Raw genomic sequence first — 9,532 nt, 5'->3', positions numbered from 1 at the left:
GCCGGAACGGCTATGTCAACAACTGCACCGACCCCAACGGCGGCTGGGCGCTCGGCTGCCGGATTGACGGCGGGCAGGCCAAATACGTCCGCGTTCCCTATGCCGACCAGGGCCTGAACCGTATTCCGGATGGCGTGTCCGACCGTCAGGCGCTGTTTGTGGGCGATGTGCTCGCCACCGGCTACTGGGCCGCCCGCATTTCTGATATTAAGCCGGAGGATACCGTGCTCATCATCGGCGCCGGACCGACCGGTATCTGCACCCTGCTGTGCGCGCAGCTGCATCATCCCCGCCACATCATCGTGTGCGAGCAGGACCCCGCGCGCCTGCAATTTCTGCAAACGCACTATCCCGATGTGCTGACCGTCACCCCCGCCTATGCGCTTGAATTTGTGCGCCGCAACAGCAGTCACGGCGGGGCGGATGTGGTGCTTGAAGTGGCCGGCACGGCGGACAGCTTCCGCCTTGCATGGGAGTGCGCGCGGCCGAACGCAACGGTCACCATCGTAGCGCTGTATGACACCCCGCAGGTGCTCCCGCTGCCCGATATGTACGGCAAAAACCTGACCTTCAAAACCGGCGGCGTGGACGGCTGCGACTGCGATGCGCTGCTGCGCCTGATCGCCGCCGGCGAGATCGACACCACCCCGCTCATCACCCACATCTTCCCCTTGCAGGAGATTGATGCGGCTTACGCCCTGTTTGAGGGCAAACGCGATCATGTGATGAAAGTTGCCGTTACCATGCAGCCATAAAAACATTCCGTCTTTAAAAATAAGGCGCATCCATCAGCATTTGCAGCGCAAATACATAAAAAAAGTCAGGACAGATGTCCTGACTTTTTCTCTTCCATATTGCACAGAGTCCGAATACCGCCTGCCGGAAAACGAAGTTTTTCGCTTTAGTAAACGTACTCAAATTCCAGATCGCCGATGACGACAAAATCGCCTTCCTGCACGCCCATCTGCTCCAGGCGGTCGTAAACGCCTGCGCTTTTGAGCATACGGTCCATATACTGGCGGGATTCATAGTCATCCACATTGACCGAGCCCATGATCTTATCCACCCATGCGCCCGAAACTACATAATAATCCTCAACCTTTTCAACCGTCCACTCACGTGCGCCCGCCGTGTCCGGTGCGGTCTCGACAAATTCCGGCTCATACACAAACACCGGCGGCAGCTGCTGCAATTCGTGCCAGGTCAGGCGGATCAGCTCCTTCACGCCCTGATTGGTCGCCGCGGAAAGCTCGGCAAACAGCAGGCCGTGTTCCTCCGCATAACGGCGGATCTTTTCGACCGGCTCGCGGTCATCGCCCAGCAGGTCGGTCTTGTTGGCCACGATGATCTGCGGCCGCGCTGCCAGAAATTCGCTGTATCCGGCCAGCTCGGCGTTGATCTTCTCGATATCGTCGATCGGATCGCGCCCCTCGCTGCCCGCCGCATCCACCAGATGCAGCAGCAGGCGGCAGCGGTCGATATGCCGCAGGAAATCATGCCCCAGCCCCGCGCCTTCGGCTGCGCCCTCAATAATACCGGGGATATCCGCCATGACGAAGGACTGCTCCTCCCCCACGGATACAACGCCCAGATTGGGCACCAGCGTGGTAAAGTGATAGTTGGCGATTTTGGGCCGCGCGGCAGAAACCATGCTCAACAGCGTGGACTTGCCCACATTCGGGAAGCCGACCAGACCGACATCGGCCAGCAGCTTGAGCTCAAGCACGATCTCGCGCTCAACACCAGGCTGCCCGGGCTTGGCAAACCGCGGCGCCTGACGGGTCGGCGTGGCAAAATGCGTATTGCCCCAGCCGCCGTTGCCGCCCTTGGCTGCGATAAACGGCTCGTCGTCCGACAAGTCCTTGATGACCTGTCCGGTTTTCTGGTCGCGGAGAATCGTGCCGCGCGGCACACGGATGACGAGGTCCGCACCGTCCTTGCCCTTGCAGCGGTTGCTGCCGCCGTTTTCACCGGCCGCCGCCACATACTTCTTTTTGTAGCGGAAATCCAGCAGGGTGGAAAGGTTATCGTCCACCTTGAAAATCACCGAACCGCCGCGGCCGCCGTCGCCGCCGTCCGGCCCGCCCGCAGCAACGTATTTTTCCCGATGAAAGCCTACCTTGCCGTCGCCGCCCTTGCCGGACGCAATACGGATTTTTGCAATATCAATAAACATCTTTTTCCTCCTTTCAGGGGAATGAAAACAAAATCCCAGACAAACGTCTGGGATTTCTGTTCTTCCAAAACGCGCTCTGCGCGCTTAAAAACGGAATTCTGTGAATTCCATCGCAAAATCGAGCTCTGCCCGATTTTGTGATGCCGCCCATACGCGGCATGGCCGCGTCCAGGGGGTATCAAAAGCCGCATAGCGGATTTTGTATATAGGGGGAATTGGATTCCCCCTATACGTTTACTGCGGGTAAACAGAGACCTGCTTGCGGTCCTTACCCAGACGCTCGAAACGAACAACGCCCTCTACCTTGGCGAACAGGGTGTCGTCCTTGCCGCGGCCGACGTTCAGGCCCGGATGGATCTTCGTGCCGCGCTGACGGACAAGGATGTTGCCAGCCGGTACGGTCTGGCCGTCCGCGCGCTTGACGCCCAGGCGCTTGGCCTCGGAGTCACGACCGTTCTTGGTCGAACCTACGCCCTTTTTATGAGCGAAAAACTGTAAGCTAATCTTCAGCATCTGCGTGCACCTCCATTACGTTCAAAAATTCGGAATAATCTTGTTCCAGCTCGTTAAAATGCAGTTTGAGCGCCCGAAGCGCGTCCTGCCCGCGTTCCATATCCCCGCCCTGCGGCAGCGTGATGCGGATGTGTGCGCCGTCATCCTCGATCAGCGTATCGACCGGAATGTTCTGCACGTCAAACAGCAAAGCATGCGTCAGCATAACCGCGCTGGAGATCGCCGCGCAAACGATGTCCTCCCCCTCTTCCGCGTAGCCCGCGTGGCCGAGGATGTCCACCGAGAGGAGCCTTGCTCCCCGCGACGAAAAAGTGACCTTTGTCACCGCCTTACGCCTTGATGGACGCGATGGTCACCTTGGTGTACGGCTGACGATGGCCCTGACGCTTGCGGTAACCCTTCTTGGGCTTCATCTTGAAGATGTTGATCTTCTTGCCCTTGCCGGTTTTCTCAACCGTGCCGGTTACGGCAGCGCCGGAAACGTAAGGAGCGCCGACGGTGATGGAATCGCCCTCGCCTACGGCCAGAACCTCGTCAAAAGTAACGGTTGCGCCGTCCTCCATGCCGAGCTTCTCAACGTAGATCACGTCGCCCTCGGATACCTTGTACTGCTTGCCGCCAGTTTTCAGAATGGCATACATGTGGTTTTCCCTCTCTTTCATTATAGAGTCACGCTTGGCACGGCGGCGCCCGGTTTCGGGCACACTTAACAAAAGCCATTGCACAATGCGGCTTTTAACAGCATAACACAAGCGGGAGCGCTTGTCAAGCGCTCCCGCCCGTTTTTTGTTTTGTCACCGGTTAAAAAACGCTCCTGCAAAACTTCTGGCCGCGTCGATCTTGATCAGCGTCTCTCCGCTTGTTCCGCGCTCCGCGCTGATAAATCCGCAGGTCAGGTCAAAACCAGCCACGCAGTCCGGACGGACAAGCCACCAGGAGCAGTCGTCCTCATCCAGCGCTGCCGCAGGCTGTCCTGCCGCGTCAGGCTGTTTTGCCGGTTCATATGACGCGGCGCAGTATTCCGCAGCCTTATCCGCCAGATATCCCGCAGGAATCGGACAGTATTCCAGCCCGCCGTCCTCTGTCCGATGCACCGCGTAATCGCCGTCGTCCAGCTGCGCAATCAGCTCAGACAGAACATCCGTCTCTGCGCGCACAGGCAGCGGGGCGCTCTCCGCAATCAGGGCCTGCTGTATTTCCTCATAGTCCTGATGCAGCGTGTTAAACTCTTCTATCGCCTTCTGATGCTCCTGTGCGGCTGCATTTAGCATTCCCTCCAGGCTGCTTGTGAGCTCCGCCGCCTGCCAGTATTTTACCCCCAGTATCAGGCACAGCGCAATCAGCAGCGTATACCACAAGGCATGGTTGTGCTTTTTCTCCATCCTGCCGTCCTCCTACTTACGCAAAGAACGAGGACACAAACGCCGAAAATCCGCTCGGCAGCGTATATTCCGCGCCGGAAGCCGTGCGGTCGGTGCTGACAAAGCCGGTATCTGTCCCGCTCTTGATGCCAATCACCTTATCGTCATACAGCACCCACAGATCCGCCGTCACGCCGCTGGCCGCCGCCGTATAGTCCGCCGCGTCGCGGTAGGCGATCAGCTTGTCCGCCAGAATGCCGGACGGAATCTTGAGGTACTGATAGCCGCTTCCGGTCGAGCGCACCAGATAAATGCTGCCGGTCAATTGCGGAATCAGGTCGGGCAGCGCTTCTGTCTGCGCCGTGGTCGGGTCAGGCAGCGCCGCGATGGCCGAATCATACATGCCGTCCAGCGTACTTTGCAGCGTGGTCTTTTCGCCCGTCAGCGTCTGGGTCTGCTCGGTGAGTTTTTTCACCTGCTCTTCCAAATCTTTCGTCTTGCCGCGCTGGTTCAGAAACAGCGCGAAAAACAGAACGGCCAGTATCAGGCAGACCGCCAGCGCGCCGCACAGCACCAGCCGGTAATTGGTCTTGCGCCGCCTGCGCGGATAGCCTTCGCGCACGCCCGGCCGTCTTCTGATTGTATCATCCATCGTGCCGCCCTCCCCGCCGGTATTATGGTAGTTTGCTTACTTGCTCTCGTTCTCGATGACCTTGACTTCGCCGTTGGCGCAGCCGACGATCATGCGCTTGCACATGTTGAGGAACAGGCCGTGCTCCAGCACGCCCAGCATGCCGTTCAGCTTGCTGTATACATCCTGAATATCAAACCCTGCGCCGAGGTGCAGGTCCGCAATGTAGTTGCCGTTATCGGTCACAAAGGTTTTGCCGTCCTTGACGCGCAGAACCGGATTCCAGCCGTATTCCGCCATCTTTGCCATGGCCTGCTTGGAGCCGTACTGCGCAATCTCTACCGGCAGGTGGAACGCGCCGATTTTGTCCACCAGCTTGCTCTCATCCATAATCCAGATGACTTCCTTCGCCATGGAGGCAACGACCTTTTCCCGATACAGCGCGCCGCCGCCGCCCTTGGTGGCGTTGAAAGCGGGGTCGATCTCGTCCACGCCGTCAATGTCCAAATCCACATGGTCCACCTCGTCGATGGTCAGCAGCGGAATGCCCAGCTCGCGCGCCTGCGCCTCGGTTGCCTTGGAGGTCGGAATCGCCTGAATTTTCAGACCGTTCTTTACCATCTCGCCCACAGCATTCACCATATGATACGCGGTGGAACCGGTACCAAGACCGACAACCATACCGTCCTTCACATAAGTGGCGGCCTTTTCACCGGCCAGTTTTTTCATATCCATGATTATTAATCCTCCCCTGAAGTTGGTACTTTTATTATAGAATGCTTGCGGAAAAAGGTCAATCCCCTTTCCCGCGGACAGACCGCGAACAAAAAGAAACATCTGCCGCGCAGCAAAAAAGGCGGCTGAAACCAGCCGCCTTTTGTGTTTTTACAGGTATATACTGACGCGCGTCTTTTTATTTCAGTCCCAGTATCTCATCCGCAGACAGCTCCAGCAGCTTGCAGATCTGTATCAGCATATCCACGTCCATCTTGCGCTGACGGCGTTCATAGGGACTGTAGGTAACCTCTGCAAATCCCAGCATTTTGCTGAACTGACGTTGGGAAATCCCTTTTTCTTCACGAGCCTGTTTGATTCGATCAATATAATCCATTTATATCCCTTTGCATCTTGCATTGAACCCAAACACATGCTATGCTGTATTTAAATCAAATACAAGAGGTGATCCTATGAACACATTTTTGGAAGACCTGTTCTGGAACGAGGCCCGGCCGTTTATGCGCGACCCCAAAGACCCGCTTGAAGCCTTTCTCTGCGGGATGCGCTTCGCTTTCGACCTGATGGGCGCGCTGTACGCCAAAGATCAGCAGCCGCACTGAAGCTTGGCCGCCTTGAGCGTGTTCTTCATCAGCATGGTAATCGTCATCGGACCGGCGCCGCCCGGCACCGGCGTCATAAAGGAGGCCTTTTCCATCACCGCGGGGTCCACGTCGCCGCAGACCTTGCCCGCCGCATTGCGGTTGATGCCCACGTCGATCACGACTGCGCCTTCCTTGACCATATCGGGTGTAACAAAGCCGGCCTTGCCCACTGCGGCCACCAGAATGTCCGCGCGGCGGCAGACCTCTGCCAGATTTTCCGTGCGGCTGTGGCAAACCGTCACCGTGCCGTGCTTGTGCAGCAGCAGCATGCTCATCGGCTTGCCGACGATGTTGGAGCGGCCGATGACCACGCACTCCTTGCCCTTGGGGTCAATCTGATACTCGGCCAGCAGCTCCATCACACCGGCCGGTGTGCAGGGCACAAAATCAAAGTTGCCGGTCATAATCTTGCCCACGTTGACCGGATGGAACGCGTCCACATCCTTTTTGGGGTCAATCGCGTCGATGACAGCCTGCTCGGAAATGTGCTTCGGCACGGGCATCTGGCACAGGATGCCCGAAATCTGCGGGCTTTCATTGAGCTGCGCGATCAGGCCGAGCAGCTCTTCCTGCGAAGTTTCGGCCGGAAGGGCATATTTTTCGCTGTAAAAGCCGCACTCTGCGCAGGCTTTTTCCTTGTTGCGCACATAGATCTCGCTCGCGGGGTCATTGCCCACGATGATGACTGCAAGGCCGGGCGTGACGCCCCGGCGCCTCAGTTCCTCCGTCTCCGCCAGGATGCTGCCGCGCACCTTGGCGGAAAGCGCTTTGCCGTCCATTCTTACTGCGCTCATTTATACGTCCTCCTCTTGATTCTGCACGGGCGTCGGCACGGGGTCCGGCTCGGCCTGCGGCGCGGGCGACTGCTCCGGCTGCGGCATGGATTCGCTTTCGGGCGCCGGTTCGGGCTGCCCGGCTGCCGGCTGGGCAGCGGGCGCAGGCGCCGTTTCCACAGCGGGCGCGGGCGCGGCCGGCGCAGGATGATAGAATTTCTGATCCACCACAATGCGATGATACTTGCGCACCAGCACAGCCACCGCAACCACGCAGCTTACGACCGCAAGCACCTGCGAGATGCGCACCGGACCGAGATACAGGCTGTCCGTCCGCAGGCCCTCGATCCATGCGCGGCCCAGGCCGTACCATGCGACGTACAGCAGCGCAATTTCGCCGTTGAAGCGGCGTTTTTTGGAGTAAAAATGCAGTGCAAGGAAGCCCACCAGATTCCACAGCGATTCATACAGGAAGGTCGGATGGAAGGGACTGCTGCCGTCGATCACCATACGCCAGGGCAGCAGGGTAATGCTGCCGTGCGCTTCGCCGTTGACAAAATTGCCCCAGCGGCCGATGCACTGGCCGATCAGCAGGCCGAGCGCCGCCAGGTCGCACAGCGTACCGAAGGAGATCTTCTTATGGCGGCTGTATGCCCACAGCGTGATGACAACGGCGATGACCGCGCCGTATATGGCGATGCCGCCCTTCCATATGGCGATAATTTCTTCCGGATGCTGGCTGTAATAGCTCCAGCGGAAAACAACGTAATACAGCCGTGCGCCGATGACGCCTGTCGGCACGCAGAGAATGATGCAGTCCAGCAGATGGTCCACAGTCAGTCCAAAGCGTTTGATGCGCGTGCTCAGGTACAGCGCTGCCAGCACAAAACCGGCGCTGATAATCAGGCCATACCAATAAATGTCCTTCTGGCCGAACAGGGTGAACGCCACGCGGTTGAGCGTAAACTCCAGCCCCAGTCCAGGGAAAGAGATAACTTGTTCCATGATGTGATAGCTTCCTTTGCTGTTGTTTATTCTTCCTGCCGCGGCATAACAACCGACAGACAGGAGCGGTCACGCCGCGCCCAGCGCGCATACATGGCCTGCACATCGTCCGGCCCCACCGTGTCAAACAGGGCGGCAAAATCCGGATAATCCTCGCCTGCGAACAACGCGGCCGCCTGCTGGCGGGCATAGGCGTCGGGCACATCCAGCACCCTGAGATACAGACCATACAGCGCCTTTTTCATCCGGCGGAACAGTGTTTTGTCCACGCCCTCGCGCGCCAGACGCGCAATTTCCGCCTCGATGGCCGTCCGCACGGCCTCGGGGTCGCGGCTCTCCCCGCCGAGCACGGCGGCGGCTCCCTCGGGAATCAGCGTATAATCGGTGTCAAAGTCACGGCCGATCAGGCGCTTTTCATACAGTTCCGCATAAAGGGGGGCGGTATCGCCGCACAGAATGCGCAGCGCCAGCTCGCCCAGCAGGCCGCGGCGCAGGCGGCTTTCCCCCTGCTGCAGCGGGTCGTCCTTCAGGCCCAGCAGAAACTGCGGCTGCGATACCTGCATCCGGCGGGTCACCGTCAGCTCGCTGACCGTCTCACGGCGCGCACCGTAATGCCGCCGGCCGATCTCCGGCGCCTGCTGCGGCGAAAACTGCGCCGCCATGCGGCAGACCTCGTCAAAATCCGCCGTGCCGCACACAACCAGCGCCATATTGCGCGGGCTGTAAAACGCACGATGGCAGGTATACAGCGTTTCCGGCGTAATCTGGGCGATGCTTTCCACGCTGCCCGCAATGGGAATACGCACCGGATGCGCGCGGTACATGCCTTCAAACAGGCCCATAAACGCCTGCCAGCCGGGCGTATCGTCCATCATGCCGATCTCCTGCCCGATGATGCCGCGCTCCTTGGCGACGTTCTGCTCGGTAAAATACGGCGTAAACACAAATTTGAGCAAAATCTCCAGATTTTCCTCAAACCGCTCGGTGCAGGAAAAGTGATACGCCGTCATCGTCTGGCTGGTGAACGCATTGGGGCTGGCGCCTGTGCGGGCAAACTTTTGCAGCGCGTTGCCGTCCTCGTCCTCAAACATCTTGTGTTCCAGAAAATGCGCCACGCCCGCGGGCGTATCATACCGCTTGCCGTCCAGCGTAAAAGACATATCCGCCGAGCCGTAATTGGCGGCCAGGATGGCAAACGTTTTGCCGAAATTCTCCTTGGGCAGATAGCACACGCGCAGGCCGTTTTCCAGCGTCCGGCTTTCCACCCGTTCGTTCAGGGAGGCGTAAACTCTGCTCATTTGCCCGCCCCCTTCATAAAATATACCATATCCAGCTCGGTCTGCTGCGCCGCGGCTGCAACCAGTTCGGGCGTGACCGCCGAAACCTGCGCGATCCGCTCCTCCGGCGGCACCAGCGTACCGGCCGCGGCCTGTCCCAGCCAGTACCGCTCCAGCGTCAGCGGATCATCCAGCATGGCGCGCCAGTTCGTCACCAGCGTCTTGCGGGCTGAGGCGATTTCGGCCTCTGTCAGCCCGCCGGCGCGGCAGTCTTCCAACTGATGCAGAATTTCATCCCGCGCGCGTTCAAAATCCCTGTTTTCAATGCCGGAATTGACCATCATAATGCCCTTGGACGCGATAAACTGCGCGCTGGCATAATAGCAGAGCGACTGTTTTTCCCGCACATGCAAAAAC

The 9,532-nt window shown here is 58.8% G+C and carries 14 protein-coding genes; 2 read left to right on the top strand and 12 right to left on the bottom strand.

Annotated elements, in window-relative coordinates:
• Positions 1-755, top strand: a 755-nt coding sequence (locus ACOYIE_RS06430) for a zinc-binding dehydrogenase (RefSeq protein WP_433411529.1), incomplete at its 5' end; no start/stop codon positions are given.
• 146 nt (positions 756-901) lie between these two features.
• Here the strand turns inward: ACOYIE_RS06430 and obgE are convergent.
• The 8 genes from obgE to ACOYIE_RS06390 form a co-directional block, all read right to left on the bottom strand.
• Positions 902-2,176: a GTPase ObgE gene (gene obgE, locus ACOYIE_RS06425; protein ID WP_433411527.1), complete on the bottom strand. Its 1,275-nt coding sequence runs from the start codon at positions 2,174-2,176 to the stop codon at positions 902-904.
• A gap of 234 nt (positions 2,177-2,410) precedes the next feature.
• Positions 2,411-2,689: a 50S ribosomal protein L27 gene (gene rpmA / locus ACOYIE_RS06420; RefSeq protein ID WP_031476960.1), complete on the bottom strand. Its 279-nt coding sequence runs from the start codon at positions 2,687-2,689 to the stop codon at positions 2,411-2,413.
• Complete coding sequence (locus tag ACOYIE_RS06415) at positions 2,676-3,014, bottom strand: ribosomal-processing cysteine protease Prp (RefSeq protein WP_433411525.1); 339 nt, start codon at positions 3,012-3,014, stop codon at positions 2,676-2,678. Before ACOYIE_RS06415 ends, rpmA begins: the two co-directional genes overlap by 14 nt.
• A gap of 4 nt (positions 3,015-3,018) precedes the next feature.
• Entirely contained in the window at positions 3,019-3,330 is a 312-nt protein-coding gene (gene rplU, locus ACOYIE_RS06410) for a 50S ribosomal protein L21 (protein WP_433411532.1), read from the bottom strand.
• Positions 3,331-3,483: 153 nt separating this feature from the next.
• The gene (locus tag ACOYIE_RS06405; protein WP_433411523.1) at positions 3,484-4,071 is read right to left on the bottom strand and encodes a hypothetical protein; all 588 of its coding nucleotides are present in this window, start codon (positions 4,069-4,071) and stop codon (positions 3,484-3,486) included.
• Between the two features lie 16 nt (positions 4,072-4,087).
• On the bottom strand, positions 4,088-4,702 hold the full coding sequence (locus ACOYIE_RS06400) for a hypothetical protein (RefSeq protein ID WP_433411521.1): 615 nt from the start codon (positions 4,700-4,702) through the stop codon (positions 4,088-4,090).
• A 36-nt stretch (positions 4,703-4,738) separates the two neighbouring features.
• Entirely contained in the window at positions 4,739-5,416 is a 678-nt protein-coding gene (gene rpiA, locus ACOYIE_RS06395) for a ribose-5-phosphate isomerase RpiA (RefSeq protein WP_433411519.1), read from the bottom strand.
• Positions 5,417-5,594: 178 nt separating this feature from the next.
• The gene (locus ACOYIE_RS06390) at positions 5,595-5,792 is read right to left on the bottom strand and encodes a helix-turn-helix domain-containing protein (protein ID WP_433411517.1); all 198 of its coding nucleotides are present in this window, start codon (positions 5,790-5,792) and stop codon (positions 5,595-5,597) included.
• Between the two features lie 76 nt (positions 5,793-5,868).
• Here ACOYIE_RS06390 and ACOYIE_RS06385 point away from each other — a divergent pair, with 76 nt between their 5' ends.
• Positions 5,869-6,018, top strand: a complete 150-nt coding sequence (locus ACOYIE_RS06385; protein ID WP_433411515.1) for a hypothetical protein — start codon at positions 5,869-5,871, stop codon at positions 6,016-6,018.
• Here the strand turns inward: ACOYIE_RS06385 and folD are convergent.
• The 4 genes from folD to ACOYIE_RS06365 form a co-directional block, all read right to left on the bottom strand.
• Positions 6,003-6,854: a bifunctional methylenetetrahydrofolate dehydrogenase/methenyltetrahydrofolate cyclohydrolase FolD gene (gene folD / locus ACOYIE_RS06380; RefSeq protein WP_433411513.1), complete on the bottom strand. Its 852-nt coding sequence runs from the start codon at positions 6,852-6,854 to the stop codon at positions 6,003-6,005. The two genes, ACOYIE_RS06385 and folD, sit on opposite strands and share 16 nt — an antisense overlap.
• Entirely contained in the window at positions 6,855-7,838 is a 984-nt protein-coding gene (lgt, locus tag ACOYIE_RS06375; protein WP_433411511.1) for a prolipoprotein diacylglyceryl transferase, read from the bottom strand.
• 26 nt (positions 7,839-7,864) lie between these two features.
• Positions 7,865-9,136 carry an EF-P 5-aminopentanol modification-associated protein YfmH gene (gene yfmH, locus ACOYIE_RS06370; RefSeq protein WP_433411509.1) on the bottom strand — a complete coding sequence of 424 codons (1,272 nt, stop codon included), beginning with the start codon at positions 9,134-9,136 and terminating at the stop codon, positions 7,865-7,867.
• Positions 9,133-9,532, bottom strand: a 400-nt coding sequence (locus ACOYIE_RS06365; RefSeq protein WP_433411507.1) for an insulinase family protein, incomplete at its 5' end; no start/stop codon positions are given. The genes ACOYIE_RS06365 and yfmH, both read right to left, overlap by 4 nt.

Source organism: Agathobaculum sp. (assembly GCF_050946325.1).
GTDB lineage: Bacteria > Bacillota > Clostridia > Oscillospirales > Butyricicoccaceae > Agathobaculum.
The sequence above is the reverse complement of the archived record's forward strand: the minus strand, read 5'-3'. Positions and strand labels throughout refer to the sequence as shown.